Below are 14283 nucleotides of genomic sequence, written 5' to 3' on the forward strand. Positions count from 1 at the left end.
GCATGTGCACGGCCGTCATCCCGCCCGGCGAAACGTCAGGTTGATGCGCCGTTCCCCCATTCGCGGATGCACGCCTGGCTTGACCGGCAGCACGCCATGGAAGCGCAGGCGATCCTCGCCGCCCCAGACCAGCACGTCGGCATGGTTCAAGACTACCTGCCGAGGCCGTTGGCGCCGCTGCAGCCCTCCGAAGAGAAATACCGCCGGCAGGCCGAGCGAAAGCGACACGATCGGCTGGCCGAAGTCGCGCTCATCGCGGTCCTGATGCAGGCTCAAGCCGGTGCCAGGCCGGTAATGGTTGATCAGGCAAGCGTCCGGCTCGAATCCGCCGAAGCCGGCGGTCGCCGCGGCGCGGCTGGCCAGCTCGTGGAGCGCTGCGGGCAATGCCGGCCATGGCCGGCCGCTGAGCGGGTCGTTGGAGCTGTACCGATACCCTTGGCGATCGCTGATCCAGCCCAGCGCGCCACAGTTGCTCGAGCCGACGGCCATGGGCAGGCCGCCAGGCGTGTGCATGTGACGAAACGGTGCGGCACGCAGGACCGCGCGCAAGGCCTCGAGCAGTGCTTCGACTTCGTCCAGGGCGAAGCAGGGCAGCAGCACGGCGTGGCTGGCCAGGCGTTGCGGTTGGCGGCCGAACAGGTCTAGGGCTGGCTGGAACATGGCGCAGGCTCGAACAGGACGGAGGTCACAGTGTAAGCCAGCAACGGATGGCGTTGAGTGGCAAGGCTGAGGCTGAAAGATCGCGACTATCGTGCTTGCAGGATTTACCTATTAGAAAGTCTCGCCCGGTGGACTAGCCTGTCTCCAGGCTGCGCGGGAACGCGTCCGGATCGGGCCGCGGGCTGATCCGGATTTTCTGTCTCTTGGGCGTTGGAGCCCGGGCCGGATAACCGGCCCGTGGAACGAGACAAGCATCGGCGTCATGCTCGGCCGGCGACAGGTGGCATAGCCCGGAAATCTGGACTGAACCGACCCAGAGGTGACCGAACATGGCGAACCAAACGAAATGCCCGTTCCATCACGCCGCCGGTGGCGGCACCAGCAACCGTGACTGGTGGCCCGACCAGTTGAACCTGCGGATCCTCCACCAGCACTCGAGCAGATCGAACCCCATGGATCCCGGCTTCGACTATGCCCAGGCCTACCGGCGTCTCGATTTCCAGGCCCTCAAGCAGGACCTGCATGCCTTGATGACCGACTCGCAGGATTGGTGGCCCGCCGACTTCGGCCACTACGGACCGCTGTTCGTGCGCATGGCCTGGCACAGCGCCGGAACCTACCGGATCGCCGACGGCCGGGGCGGAGCCGGTTCTGGCCAGCAGCGCTTCGCTCCGCTCAACAGCTGGCCGGACAACGTCAGCCTGGACAAGGCCCGGCGCCTGCTGTGGCCGATCAAGCAGAAGTACGGACGCAACCTGTCCTGGGCCGACCTGATCGTGCTGGCCGGCAATGTCGCCCTGGAGTCCATGGGCTTCAAGACCTTCGGCTTCTCGGGAGGACGCGCCGATGCCTGGGAGCCGGACGAGGATGTCTATTGGGGTTCGGAGACCACCTGGCTGGGCGGCGATGCGCGTTATGCCAGTTCGGGCGAAGGGGCGTTGGTCGCCCAGGCGCAGTTGCACGGCAGCGAAGAGAGCCGTAACGAAGCGCCTGGACGTGATCTGGAATCGCCCCTGGCGGCAGTGCAGATGGGGCTGATCTACGTCAATCCGGAAGGACCGGAGGGCAACCCGGATCCGCTGGCCTCGGCCAAGGACATTCGCGAGACCTTTGGGCGCATGGCCATGAACGATGAGGAAACCGTCGCGCTGATCGCTGGCGGGCATGCCTTCGGCAAGACCCATGGCGCCGGTTCGGCTGAAAACGTCGGAGCCGAACCCGAGGCGGCGGGCCTGGAAGCCCAGGGCCTTGGGTGGCACAACAGGCTCGGTAGCGGCAAGGGGCCCGATACCATCACCAGCGGCCTGGAGGTGACCTGGACATCGACCCCGACGCGCTGGAGCAGCGAATACCTGGACAACCTCTTCAACTTCGAATGGGAACTGACTCGCAGTCCGGCCGGCGCCCATCAATGGCGTACCAAGGATGGCGCAGGAGCCGGCCGCGTTCCGGACGCCCATGATCCGACCCGGCGTCACGCGCCGGCGATGCTCACTTCCGACCTGGCGCTTCGCTTCGATCCGATCTACGAGCCGATCGCCCGCCGCTTCAAGGACAATCCTGAGCAGTTGGCCGACGCGTTCGCCCGTGCCTGGTACAAATTGATCCACCGCGACATGGGTCCGTTGTCGCGCTACTTGGGGCCGGAGCTGCCAGACGAGGAACTGCTCTGGCAGGATCCCATCCCGCCAGTCGACCATCCTCTGGTCGGTGAGCACGATATCGCCATGCTCAAGCGCCGGATACTGAGCAGTGGCCTGACGGTCGCCGAACTGGTGGCCACCGCCTGGGCGGCGGCATCGACCTTCCGCGGTTCCGACAAGCGTGGCGGAGCCAACGGCGCCCGGTTGCGCCTGGCGCCGCAACGCTTCTGGGCCGCCAACCAGCCGGAGCAGCTCGACAAGGTCCTGGCGGAGCTCGGAGACATCCAGCGCGAGTTCGACCAGGCCCAAACCACGGGCAAGCGCATTTCACTGGCCGACCTGATCGTCCTGGCCGGTTGCGCCGGCGTCGAGAAGGCAGCTCGCGACGCCGGCTTCGACCTTGCCGTACCGTTTCACCCCGGACGCACGGATGCCAGCCAGGCGCAAACCGACGTCGAGTCATTCGGCGTGCTCGAACCGGTGGCCGACGGCTTTCGCAATTTCTGCAGGAGCTCGTACCGAGGGCTGGCCGAGAAGCTGCTGGTGGACAAGGCTCAGCTATTGACCTTGAGCGCGCCGCAGATGGCGGTCCTGGTGGGTGGCCTGCGGGTGCTCGGTGTCGATGCCGAAGGCAGCCGGCATGGTCGTTTCACCGAGCGCCCCGGCATCCTGAGCAATGATTTCTTCACCCATTTGCTGGACATGGGGCTCCAGTGGCAGCCGTCTTCGGAGCACGAGCATATCTTCGAAGGGCGCGACCGTCGCACTGGCGCGCCGAAATGGAGCGCAAGCCGTGTCGACCTGGTATTCGGCTCGCATGCCCAGTTGCGCGCGGTGGCAGAAGTGTATGCCAGCAACGATGGCAGCGAGAAGTTCGTCAGGGACTTCATCGCCGCCTGGGTCAAGGTCATGGAACTCGATCGTTTCGATCTGCACTGACCAGGGCGCGAGCCGGCAGGCGTGCAGCAGGCCTGCCGGCTCGCGCCGAGCTGGCTTGACGTGTGCGTTGCGCGGCTGCCGTGGTCGCGCACGCCGTTCATCGGGCAACTGGCCGAATGCCGGATGCGGCGGGGCCGGCATCCGGCTCGTCGTGCAGCGAGATGCGCGAGGTTTCCGGCAGTGCCAGGCCACCCGCCAAGGCCAGCAAAGCGATGATGACCAGGTAGAAGGCCGGTGCCAGGCTGCTGCCGGTCAGCCCGATCAGCCAGGTCGCTACCAGCGGCGCAGTGCCACCAAACAGGGTATAGGCCATGTTGTAGGTGATCGCCGAGGCGGTGTAGCGGGTGCGGGTCGGAAACACCTCCGAGAGCAGGGCGGCAGTCACCACGCCACTGAGCAGGGCGCCTACCGCCAGCAGCAGGACGCCGAGGATGGCCGCGGGCACCGACCCGGAGCTGGCCAGCCAGTACGCCGGAAACACGCTCAGCATCACCCACAGGCAGGTGAAACCGATGGTCCGGCGCCGGCCGACCCTGTCGCAGAAGCGTCCCGCCAGCGGGCAGGCCAGGGCGGCGAAGACCAGGGCCACGGTCGATACCATCAGCGACTGCGCACGGGTGAGGTTGCCGACCAGTTGCAGGTAAGTGGAGAAATAGGTGGTGAACATGTAGAACGACAGCGCCGTCAGCGAAATGAAGGCGCCAAGGTTGCGGATCGCCCGGCCATGATGCAGCAGTGTCGCCTTGAAGGGGGAGTGGGCGTGCACCTTGCCTTCGCTCATCGCTTCGCGGAACGCGGGGGTTTCCTCCATGCGCCAGCGCAGATACAGGCCGACGATGCCCAGTGGCGCGGCCACCAGGAACGGAATGCGCCAGCCCCAGGCCGCCATGGCCTCGGCGGACAGGCTGGCCTCCAGGCCATAGGCGACCACTGCTGCGCAGGCGAAGGCAGAGAACGTCGAGACCGGCACGAAGCTGCCAAAGAAGGCCCGCTTGTCCCGCGGCGCATGCTCCATCAGGTAGGCGCAGGCCCCGGCATATTCGCCGCCAGCGGAGAATCCCTGGACGCAACGGGCCAAGGTCAGCAGGATCGGGGCCAGGATGCCGATGCTGGCATAGGTCGGCAGCAAGCCGATCAGGGTCGTCGATCCGGCCATCAGCAGGATGGTCAGCGACAGGATACGTTTGCGACCGAGCCGGTCGCCGAGGGCGCCGAAGACGATCCCGCCCAACGGCCGCAGGGCGAACGCCACGGCGAACACGGCGAAGGTCTTGAGCAGGGCTACGCTGGCGTCGGAGCTGGCGAAGAACTGGCTGGCGATGAGGGTGGCGAGAAACCCGTAGACAGCGAAGTCGAACCATTCGACGAAATTGCCAATGGCCGCGGCAGCGATCACCTTGCGCAAGGTCGCTGGGGGAACGTCGTGCTCGATGGACATGCTGGTGCTCTCCCGGTTCTGTCCAGCCCATGGCCGAAGCGGCATGAGTGTGATGTTGTTGTCTGTGGATCAGTAACAGGCATGTGCAAGCGGGGTCGGGCGGTCTTGTCGTTATCGTCGCGGCCCAGGTCGCGTCGCGGCGCCTGTCGGCGCAGCCGCAGTGTCATCATAGGCAGCGTGTCCCGGCGTGGCCAGGCGTGGCGATCACCTAGGTGATCGAAGCGGGAGGCCGTGTCGGTCCGCTCACGATGCCGTCAAGGAGATCCGCCGACCATGACCCACGGGCTGGCTTACGATAAGGTGTTCCTTCACTTGCCGATGCCGGTGATCGTGGCGCGCCGGCGGATCATCGTCGCCTGCAATCAGCGCGCCCTGGCCATGTTTCGCGCCGAGCGCACGCAGCTGCTGGGCGAATCGTTCGCCGTGCTGTATCCGCACCGCGAAGCCTTCCGCGCCGCGCCTGGCCACTTCGGCCCGCTGCTGGCGCGCCATGCCAGTTTCCAGGACTTGCGTATCATGCGCCGGCTCGATGGCACGCAGGTGCAGGTCCGGCTCAGTGGGCATGCCTTCGACCCGGACGATCCCTATGCGCTGGTGGTCTGGGCATTCAGCGAACCAGGCCAGCAGCCTGGGGCGGCCGGGGAGACGGTCGAGCTGACCGGACGCGAGCGGGAGGTGGCGGCCTGCCTGGTCGAGGGCATGACCAGCAAGCAGATCGGACGTACGCTGGGCATCAGCCCGCGCACGGTGGACATCCACCGTGCGAGCCTGCTACGAAAGCACGGCGTGAAGGCGACCGCAGAATTGCTGCGGCAGTTGGCCAGCTGAATCGTCGATGGCGCCCGGCCCGGGCTTGCGCGTCATCTGCGGGGCGCTCCCACGGTCTGGCCGTGCTTCCAGCGCCATCGGTGGCCGTTGCAGAGCGGCGTAGGCGTCGCCGGCGCCTGCGGACATGGGCTGCCTGCAAGATGTCTGGGGTCGCTGTGCGGCCCATCGTGGCGGCTCAGCGTCGCGTTGGAGCCTATACACGCACCTACCTACACCCCGACGGCCAACCTCCCGCGCACAGCTTTTTGTAACAGTTTCAAGCTGTAGGAAAACTCAGCTATAGCGGTAGGATCAAGCTCTCGAATAAACCTAAGGTCCTTATGAACAGCTTCTCGGAGCCTCCCAGTACCTGGCCGTCCTGGCCGCTTTCCCTGCATCGCCCTGATGCCTCCTGCCTGAGTACCCGCCCATGGAATGGCTAGCCGACCCGACGGCCTGGCTGGGCCTTGCCACGCTGATCGTCCTCGAACTGGTACTCGGTATCGACAACCTGGTGTTCATCGCCATCCTCGCCGACAAGCTGCCGCCGCATCAGCGCGATCGCGCGCGGGTCATCGGCCTGGGCCTTGCGCTGGTCATGCGCCTGGGCCTGCTGGCAAGCATTTCCTGGATGGTGACGCTGACCGAGCCGCTGTTCGAACTGCTGGGCAAGCGCTTCTCCGGGCGTGACCTGATCATGCTGTTCGGTGGTGTATTCCTGTTGTTCAAGGCCACCATGGAGCTGCACGAGCGACTCGAAGGGCACGCCGCCCAAACCGCCGGCCCGGTCCGGCATTCGGCGTTCTGGCCGATCGTCGCGCAGATCGTGGTACTCGACGCGGTGTTTTCGCTGGATGCGGTGATCACCGCGGTCGGCATGGTCGAGCACCTGTCGGTGATGATGATCGCCGTGATCTTCTCGATCGGCATCATGATCGTCGCCAGCAAGCCGCTGACCCGCTTCGTCAATGATCACCCGACGGTCATCATGCTGTGCCTGGGCTTCCTGATGATGATTGGCTTGAGCCTTACCGCCGAGGGCCTTGGGTTCCATATACCCAAAGGCTACCTGTACGCGGCGATCGGCTTCTCCTTGCTGATCGAGCTGTTCAACCAGTTGGCCCGGGCCCGTCGCAAGCGCAGCGTGCAGCAGCATCGGCCCTTGCGCGAGCGAACCGCGCATGCCGTGCTGCGCCTGTTGGGTGGGCGCCGGGTGGAAGCGGACGAGGTGGGCGAGGAGATCGCCGACCTGGTCGAGGGCGCGCACGAGCAGGTGCCGTTCGATCGGCGCGAACGGGTGATGATCAGCGGCGTGCTGAACCTGGCCGAGCGGCCGATTCGCACGGTCATGACGGTACGCGCCGAAATCGATGCCATCGATCTGGGTCAGGAGGGTACGGCCGTCTCCCAGGCCCTGATGAATTCGCCTTACTCACGGCTGCCAGTGATTCGCGATGGGCAAATCGACGCACCGCTTGGCTTCGTGCACAAGAAAGAGCTGCTCAAGGAGTTGCTCGCCGGCAACACGCCGGATCTGGAAAACCTGGTCCACGCACCGTTGAACCTGCTGGAAGAGTTCAGCATCCTCAATGCCCTGGAGCAGATGCGCAGCCAGTCGACGCACATCGCCTTCGTGGTCAACGAATTCGGCGACTTCACCGGTGTTCTGACCATGACCGACATTCTCGAGTCGATCGCCGGCGAGCTGCCCGATGCCAGCGAAGTGGAGGGCCCAGGCATCGTCGAGGAGGCCGACGGCTATCTCGTCAATGGCGCGCTCAACCTCAGCCAGGTGAAGGCACGAACCGGCTTCAGCGCCCACGCCACCGAGGACTACCAGACCCTGGCGGGCCTGGTGATGAGCCTGCTGGACCGTCTACCCGTGGTCGGTGACAACCTGGTCTGCAATGGTTGGAACATGACCGTGATCGCGGTGGAGGAGCGGCGGGTACGCCAGGTGCGCCTCACCCCCGGTGCCGCTGCCGAAGCAGTAGGCGCCTGACGCCCGCGAGCAGGCGTGGTGCGGATCGGTAGGGCGGTCGGCCACGGTTGCTCGCCTAGGGCTTCGGCGCGCAGTTGGCACGCTTACCGGCCCAGGCGTGCCAGTGCATGCATGCTGGGCCTCAAGGCCCGGTAGATGCTGCAATACTGCTCGAACATCAGGTCGTAGGTGGCCTGGTCCACGGGATTGGGCTGGGCACGCGTGCGCAGCGTACGCCAGTCACGAAGCTGAGCCAGGTCGTCGATCGCACCGATGGCCAGCGCCGCCAGCATGGCCCCGCCCAGTGGCGCTTCGACTTGCTCCTCGATGGTCAGTACCGGATACCCCGTGACGTCCGCTATGACTTGCATCCATAGGTCGGACCCCGCAGCGCCGCCTACCACGATCAACTCGGGATCGAGCCGCACGGCGCCTTGTCGGCCTCGCTCCATGTTGTGACGCAGCGCAAACGCCAGGCCTTCGAGCACCGACCGATACAGATGGGCCCGGGTATGGAACAACGAAAGTCCGACATAGGCACCAGACGCCTTGGCGTCCCAGATCGGGCTGCGTTCGCCCATCAGGTAAGGCAGGAACACCAGGCCATCGGCACCCGCAGGAACCCGCGCTGCCTCGAGTTCCATCAGGTCATGGACGTCGACGTTCGATAGTAGCGCCGCGGCCTGTCTTTCCTGGGCACAGAACTGATCGCGGAACCAGCTGATGGAGGCGCCAGCAGCCATGGCGCCACCGAAGATGTAGAGATCCTGGGCTGGGTTGTGCACGTAAGGCATGCTGACCAGGCCATGGTCGGCGTCGGTATGCTGGTTGACGAAGCCCCAGCACATGCTGGTGCCGATCATGGCGACATGATTGCCAGGCTCGATCACCCCGGCGGCGAGCGTGGCCATTGCGGCGTCGACCCCGCCGGCGACTACCGCTGTGCCGGGCGCCAGGCCGAGCCGACGAGCGGCTGGCGGAAGCAGCCGACCGACGATCTCGCTGGATTCGACCAGGCGCTGAGGCATCAATCCGGCCTCTATGCCAAGCGCTTCGAGCAACGGTATCGACCAGGTACGCGCTTGGATGTCGTAGACCCCCCCGATATTGCCAGCCGAGCTGTGATCGACCGCCAGTTCGCCGGTAAGGTGATAGTGCACGTAGCTGTTGGGCGGCAACAGGTAACGGGTCTTGGCCCATACCTCGGGTTTGTTTCGCTTGATCCAGAGCATCTTGGTGTAGCCGTAGTAGCTGTCGACACCATTGCCGGTCACGCGCTTGAGCATGTCCAGATCCACATTCCGACGTACCCACTGGACTTCTTCCTGGGCGCGTCTGTCCATCCAGATCAGACAAGGGTGCAGGGCTTCGATGGACTGGTCCACCGCAACGCCCGAGCCACCGTACAAACTGCTGACGCACATGGCCTGGATTTCAGCGGCAGGGACCTGGCTGCGGGAGACTGCTGCGGCGACGGACTGATAAACCGCCTCGAGCCAGACACCCGGCCATTGCTGCGCCCAGAGCGGGCGCGGTTGCTCGACCTTGTACTCTACCGAGGCCTGGGCAAGCATGGCTCCGCCGATCGACATCACCAGTGCCTTGGTGCTTTGGGTACCGATATCAACCCCGATCACGTAGCCCATGATCCAACTCCATGAAATAGTGGTCCTGATGGTCGACGATGCCTGCCCAGAGCGATGCTGGCGCATGCAAGCTCATTGGCAGGGCAGTGAGGCGATGATGGCGCCGTGGATCAGGCGGCAGGGCAGAGGCGGCGAGCAGGTCCATGATGTCTACCTTCGATTATTGTTATGCGTAGAGGAATGTAGACGTTGACATCCGGTGATGGACGACGTCCTGGTTCGCGTTCCCCAGTGCTAGGCCACCGGAGTAAGCGAATGGAGTATGTAAACGTGTACATTCATTTTGACGCTAGCACAGCGATTTTCCCTTTACAATGGTGACGTTCAAGGCTTGAGGCCGGCTCGCGCTCGTCGCGAGCCGGCTGATAATGCGTGCCCACACCAGCGAAGACCCACACTTCATGACCACACCAGGCAAGGCCACCATCACCGACATCGCCAAGCGCGTCAACATGACGACCGTTACGGTCTCGCGTGCACTGAACCAGCCGGAAAAGGTGAAGAAGGAAACGCTGGCGCAGATTCTCGAGGTCGCACGGGAACTCAACTATGTGCCCAACGCGTTCGCGCGGAGTCTGAAGAACCGACAGAGTCGACTGTTCGGGTTGGTCACGGCCAGCCTGGACAATCCGTTTTATGGAGAAACCATCAAGGCCATCACGCGCGAAGCCAAGAAACGGGATTATTCGCTGATGCTGTTCGACACCGATGGCTCAGCGGATCTGGAGGCCAGGGCAGTCGAGACGCTGCTCAGCTACCAGGTCGCGGGCATCATCCTGTCGGTGATTTCAGATGAAGACGACTACCGCCCAAGCTATCTATCCAGGCTGGAAATGGCCAACATTCCCGTGATCCAGATCGATCGCAAGCTTGCCCACGCAGGGTTCGCCGGCGTCTACCTGGACAACCAGGAGAGCGGCTACCGGGGAATGCGCGCACTCCTCGATCAAGGTTACCGGAATTTTCTGGTGGTCGGTGGGCCCGAGCGTTCCCATATCACCCTGTCCCGTCTGGAAGGGATCCGCCGCGCGCTGGATGGATGCGCCGAGCCTACCTCGCTGGATGTGCTGCATGGTGACTACACTCAGGCACCTGCCAGGGAAGCCGTACTGGCGTATCTGGCAAGCGGCAAGCGTCCAGACGCCATATTCGGGCTCAACATGCTGATCACCCTGGGTTCGCTCGAGGCTTTGCACCAGCAGGGCTTGAGCCGCAAAGACATCCAGCTGTTCAGCATCGACCAGGTACCCTACGCCCATCTGCATGGCAATCCGATCCCTTGCATCAGCCACGACCCCTATACCCTGGGCTCGAGCGCGATCAGCATGCTGTTCAGGAAAATAGACGACCCTGATCATCGACCGGCCGACGAAATCGTAGAAGGCGAATTGCACTGCTGATGCTCCTTGCGATGCCAGAAGTATCGCGAGCATGTTCAATGTAGACGTTGACATTCTTTGGCGTCCGGTTCTAGATTGGTCCGCGACGATCTTTCTTCACGAATGTAAACGTCAACATGGTCCCATAACAAAAGAAGTGCCTCGCTGCGGCGAGAGCTACAAGGAGATTTCCATGGCCAATGAACTCGCAGGAAAGGTAGCGGCTGTAACGGGCGCAGCGTCAGGCATAGGGCTGGCGACGGTCGAAGCCATGATTGCCGCTGGCGCGCGGGTAGTGCTGATCGACCGTGACGAACCGGCGCTCACGGCCGCTTGCCAACGACTGGGCGAAGCGGCGATGCCTTTGTCCATCGATCTGCTCGATCCACGAGGCTGCACGAACCTGCTGCCAGGTGTGCTGGACAAGGCAGGGCAGCTCGACATCCTGCATGCCAATGCTGGCAGCTACATTGGCGGCGAACTGGTCGAAGCCGATCCGGCGGGTATCGATCGCATGCTCAACCTCAATGTCAACGCGGTCATGAAGAACGTCCACGCGGTATTGCCCCACATGATCCAGCGCGGTACTGGCGATATCGTGGTGACCGGCTCGGTGGCGGGCCACTTCCCGGTCTCATGGGAGCCCGTCTACGCGGCCTCCAAATGGGCCATCAACTGTTTCGTCCAGACCGTGCGGCGCCAGGTGAACAGGCAGGGCATCCGGGTTTCGGCAGTGTCCCCAGGCCCGGTCGACAGCGCCTTGCTTGCCGACTGGCCCGAAGAAAACCTGAAAAAAGCCAGGCAGAGCGGCAGCCTGATCGAGCCAGGCGAAGTGGCCGACGCCGTGATGTACATCCTGACCCGTCCACGGCATGTCACCATCCGGGACATGATCGTGTTGCCTTCGGCTTTCGATATGTAGGCGTGCCCCGAACGAACCGCGCCGGCCACGGGCGGCGATCAGCCGGCCTGCAACGGCTGCTGCATGAGCCTGGTGATGGTCGCGACGTGGCGGGAGCCCCGGGTGCGCTTCATGCCGCGCGCCGGCGCTGGCGCAACAGGTGCCTGAAGCCTTCGAGTATCAGCACCAGTACCGCGGCCCAGATCGGCAGGTAGGTCAGCCATTGGTCCGCTCGGATGGTTTCGCCCAGCAGCAGGGCGACGCCGACCAGCAGGACCGGCTCGACATAGCCGAGCAGGCCGAACAGGCTGAATGGCAGGAGCCGGCTGGCCAGCACATAGGCGATCAGGGCCGAGGCACTGATCGCTCCAAGCAGCGGGATCAGCGCGTAGAGCGCCGGGTGGCTGCCCAGCTCGGCCAAGGCGAACGGGCCGCGAACGATGAAATACACTGCCCACGGCAGCAGCAGGCACATGTCACACCACAGACCACCGAGGTGTTCGGTACCACAGCGCCGACGAAGGACGAAATAGACCGGGTAGCCGACCATGACCACCAAGGTCTCCCAGGCGAAGCTGCCGTGCTGGTACAGCTCGTGGCCGACGCCACATGCCGCGCACAGCACGGCCAGTTTCTGCAGCCGGGAAAGCCGTTCACGGTAGACCAGAAGGCCAGTCAGCACCATGGCCAGCGGCAGGAGGAAATAGCCCATCGCCACTTCCAGGCTGCGCCCGTGCAGCGGGGCCCAGAGAAACAGCCAAAGTTGCAGGCCCAGCAGCCACGAAGTCCCCAGCATGCCCAGCGCCAGCGCAGGCTTGCGCCGAACGCGTCCCAACAGTTGCCCGACCCGCGGCCAATCGCCGGAGAACCCCATGAACAACGTCAGGCAGGGCAAGGTCAGCAAGGTCCGCCAGGCGAATATTTCCTCGCCGTCGAGCGGCTGCATGAGGGAGGTATAGAAATACATCACGGCGAACAGGCAAGAGGCCATGACGGATGAAATGATGCCTTTGGACACGAGTGCCTCGGTAGTGGGAAAAGGGGCGGATATCACCTCGGCATGGTCTCAAGGGACGTGCCTCGGGGCAACCTTGTCGCTGGTGGCGCTGTTCAGTCGGTGCAGCCACGCCTGCACCGGCATTGGCCGGGCGAACAAGTAGCCTTGCTGGAAGTCGACGCCATGCTCGGCCAGGTAGTCACGTTGCAGTTCGCTTTCGACCCCTTCGGCGATGATGCGTAGCCCAAGCTTGCTGGACAGTTCGATGATGGTGTCCAGCAAGGGCACGGAGAGGGCGTCGCCGCCGATCATGCCGACGAAGCCCTGGTCAATCTTCAGGTAGTCCACCTGGAATCGCCGCAGATAGGCGAGGCTCGAATGACCGGTGCCGAAGTCGTCCAGGGCGATGCTCACGCCCATGCCGTGCAGCCGGTCGAACAGCTCCAGGACCAGCGGGCTGGGCTCGAGCAACTTGCGTTCGGTCAGTTCCAGGATCAGGCGGATGCGTCCAGGCGGGAAATGCGCCAGGAAGGACCGGCAGTCCTCCAGCAGCGTGAGGTCGCGACAGTGGTCGGCGCTGATGTTTATGCTGACGTGGAATCCCTCTCCCAACAGTGCGGCATGGGGTGCCAGTGCCTCGGCGGTGCGCTGCATCAGCTGCCGGGTCATGGGCAGGATCTGTCCGGTGTGCTCGGCATAGGGAATGAACAGGTCGGGACGCACCAGCCCTTCGCGAGGGTGCTGCCAGCGCATCAGCACTTCCGCGCCGGCCCAGGCATAGTCACCGTTGCGCACCACAGGTTGCAGGTAGGGCACGAATTCCCCGGCTCGCATCGCTCGCTGCAGCTCCGCGCGTGGCGAGGCGGCATGGCGAAGCTGCCAGCGACAGGCTGCGCCGGCCAGTACGCCGAGCACCGTCAGCAGGACCAGCACGGACGGGTAGTGATCGAACAGGCGCTCGGTCGCCATGCCGGCCGCGAAACCGGCGTCGACGCTGAACGGATAGCGCGACGAGGCCACTCGCACCGGGGCCAAAGGCGCCTGCGGTGGCTGGCCGGCGTGAACCCGACCCTGTTCGTCGATCCATTGGCCAGCCACCTGGACGGCCAGCTGCGCCTTGCCACCGAGCAGGCCGAGAACGATCTGCAAGTGTTGCCCATCGAGCGCGACGAGTGCGCCCCGAGCCTGCTCGCGGGCCCGATAGACCAGCAAGGCGTGCCCCGGCGTAACGTCGTTGCCGGCCATCAGCCACAAGCGACCATCGGCATAACTGGCCGGGTCGACCGGCTCGTCGGTGGCACCCAGCAGCGAGCTGCAATACAGGCGATCCTGATAGACCAGGTTGGCCGAGCGCACGAAGGCGTTGCGTATGACTTGCTGGCGCAAGATCAGCTCGATGTCCCGGCAGGGTTTGCCGGCCAATGGCAACACGGTCCTGGCCGCCGCGGCCAACGCGTCGAGCATGTGATCCACCTGGTTGACGAGCTGGGCGGCCGTAGCCTGGCTGCTGGCACGCAGATCCGCCTGAACCTGCCAGTGCACGACCAGGCCGCCGCAGAGCAAGGGCAGCACGCCGACGCCCCAAGGCAGCAGGGCCCGCCAGCTCCAGCGGCCAGGATGTCGCGTCGTCAGGGGCATACTGAGGATCACCTTTGCTGGTACCAGGGTTGCGATGATAATCGTTTCGGCACGATCGAGCAGGCGACAAAGCTGTTTACGCGTTGTAGAATCCGATTACGATTAAAACAACAAGGTTCTCGCTTTCGAGAATCGACACGCCGAGAGCAAGTGCATGACATGCCATGGGTTCAAGCTGATCTTCGGTGATTTCCTTTCTCGTAGCGTGCGAGGCATCCCGTGCGCGCCGCCTTCTCCTCATCCGTTGCATGCTA

The 14283-nt window shown here is 64.2% G+C and carries 10 protein-coding genes and 1 pseudogene; 5 read left to right on the top strand and 6 right to left on the bottom strand.

The features are described 5' to 3' along the window. Positions 1 to 15: 15 nt before the first annotated feature. Positions 16 to 660, bottom strand: coding sequence for a DNA oxidative demethylase AlkB (gene alkB, locus ACY8GK_RS04905; protein ID WP_196174809.1), 645 nt, complete (start codon positions 658 to 660; stop codon positions 16 to 18). 329 nt (positions 661 to 989) lie between these two features. Here alkB and katG point away from each other — a divergent pair, with 329 nt between their 5' ends. After that, positions 990 to 3242: a catalase/peroxidase HPI gene (gene katG, locus ACY8GK_RS04910; protein ID WP_462402467.1), complete on the top strand. Its 2253-nt coding sequence runs from the start codon at positions 990 to 992 to the stop codon at positions 3240 to 3242. A gap of 97 nt (positions 3243 to 3339) precedes the next feature. Here katG and ACY8GK_RS04915 read toward each other — a convergent pair whose 3' ends face one another. Next, entirely contained in the window at positions 3340 to 4680 is a 1341-nt protein-coding gene (locus ACY8GK_RS04915; RefSeq protein WP_462402468.1) for an MFS transporter, read from the bottom strand. Positions 4681 to 4953: 273 nt separating this feature from the next. Between ACY8GK_RS04915 and ACY8GK_RS04920 the strand changes: the two genes are divergently transcribed. Further along, positions 4954 to 5508 (top strand): helix-turn-helix transcriptional regulator, encoded by a 555-nt coding sequence (locus ACY8GK_RS04920; RefSeq protein WP_462402469.1) that lies wholly within the window; start codon positions 4954 to 4956, stop codon positions 5506 to 5508. A 409-nt stretch (positions 5509 to 5917) separates the two neighbouring features. Continuing rightward, positions 5918 to 7489: a TerC family protein gene (locus ACY8GK_RS04925; protein ID WP_196174805.1), complete on the top strand. Its 1572-nt coding sequence runs from the start codon at positions 5918 to 5920 to the stop codon at positions 7487 to 7489. An 83-nt stretch (positions 7490 to 7572) separates the two neighbouring features. Here the strand turns inward: ACY8GK_RS04925 and ACY8GK_RS04930 are convergent, their stop codons facing one another. Continuing rightward, positions 7573 to 9114: an FGGY-family carbohydrate kinase gene (locus ACY8GK_RS04930; protein WP_462402470.1), complete on the bottom strand. Its 1542-nt coding sequence runs from the start codon at positions 9112 to 9114 to the stop codon at positions 7573 to 7575. Beyond that, a complete protein-coding gene (locus ACY8GK_RS04935; protein ID WP_462402471.1) occupies positions 9092 to 9259 on the bottom strand; it encodes a hypothetical protein in 168 nt (55 codons plus the stop codon). Before ACY8GK_RS04935 ends, ACY8GK_RS04930 begins: the two co-directional genes overlap by 23 nt. Before the next feature lie 223 nt (positions 9260 to 9482). Between ACY8GK_RS04935 and ACY8GK_RS04940 the strand changes: the two genes are divergently transcribed. Next, positions 9483 to 10514, top strand: coding sequence for a LacI family DNA-binding transcriptional regulator (locus tag ACY8GK_RS04940; protein WP_462402472.1), 1032 nt, complete (start codon positions 9483 to 9485; stop codon positions 10512 to 10514). A 172-nt stretch (positions 10515 to 10686) separates the two neighbouring features. After that, entirely contained in the window at positions 10687 to 11415 is a 729-nt protein-coding gene (locus tag ACY8GK_RS04945; RefSeq protein ID WP_196174947.1) for an SDR family oxidoreductase, read from the top strand. Positions 11416 to 11524: 109 nt separating this feature from the next. Here ACY8GK_RS04945 and rarD read toward each other — a convergent pair whose 3' ends face one another. Continuing rightward, the gene (rarD, locus tag ACY8GK_RS04950; protein WP_196174804.1) at positions 11525 to 12412 is read right to left on the bottom strand and encodes an EamA family transporter RarD; all 888 of its coding nucleotides are present in this window, start codon (positions 12410 to 12412) and stop codon (positions 11525 to 11527) included. Between the two features lie 32 nt (positions 12413 to 12444). Then, positions 12445 to 14029 (bottom strand): annotated as a pseudogene (locus ACY8GK_RS04955) (EAL domain-containing protein). Positions 14030 to 14283 lie beyond the last annotated feature (254 nt).

It is taken from the genome of Pseudomonas sp. Marseille-QA0332 (assembly GCF_054950175.1).

Coding starts and splice junctions, on each gene's coding strand:
- alkB (WP_196174809.1), bottom strand. CDS start 660: ATGTTCCAGCCAGCCCTAGACCTGTTCGGCCGCCAACCGCAACGCCTG.
- katG (WP_462402467.1), top strand. CDS start 990: ATGGCGAACCAAACGAAATGCCCGTTCCATCACGCCGCCGGTGGCGGC.
- ACY8GK_RS04915 (WP_462402468.1), bottom strand. CDS start 4,680: ATGTCCATCGAGCACGACGTTCCCCCAGCGACCTTGCGCAAGGTGATC.
- ACY8GK_RS04920 (WP_462402469.1), top strand. CDS start 4,954: ATGACCCACGGGCTGGCTTACGATAAGGTGTTCCTTCACTTGCCGATG.
- ACY8GK_RS04925 (WP_196174805.1), top strand. CDS start 5,918: ATGGAATGGCTAGCCGACCCGACGGCCTGGCTGGGCCTTGCCACGCTG.
- ACY8GK_RS04930 (WP_462402470.1), bottom strand. CDS start 9,114: ATGGGCTACGTGATCGGGGTTGATATCGGTACCCAAAGCACCAAGGCA.
- ACY8GK_RS04935 (WP_462402471.1), bottom strand. CDS start 9,259: ATGGACCTGCTCGCCGCCTCTGCCCTGCCGCCTGATCCACGGCGCCAT.
- ACY8GK_RS04940 (WP_462402472.1), top strand. CDS start 9,483: ATGCGTGCCCACACCAGCGAAGACCCACACTTCATGACCACACCAGGC.
- ACY8GK_RS04945 (WP_196174947.1), top strand. CDS start 10,687: ATGGCCAATGAACTCGCAGGAAAGGTAGCGGCTGTAACGGGCGCAGCG.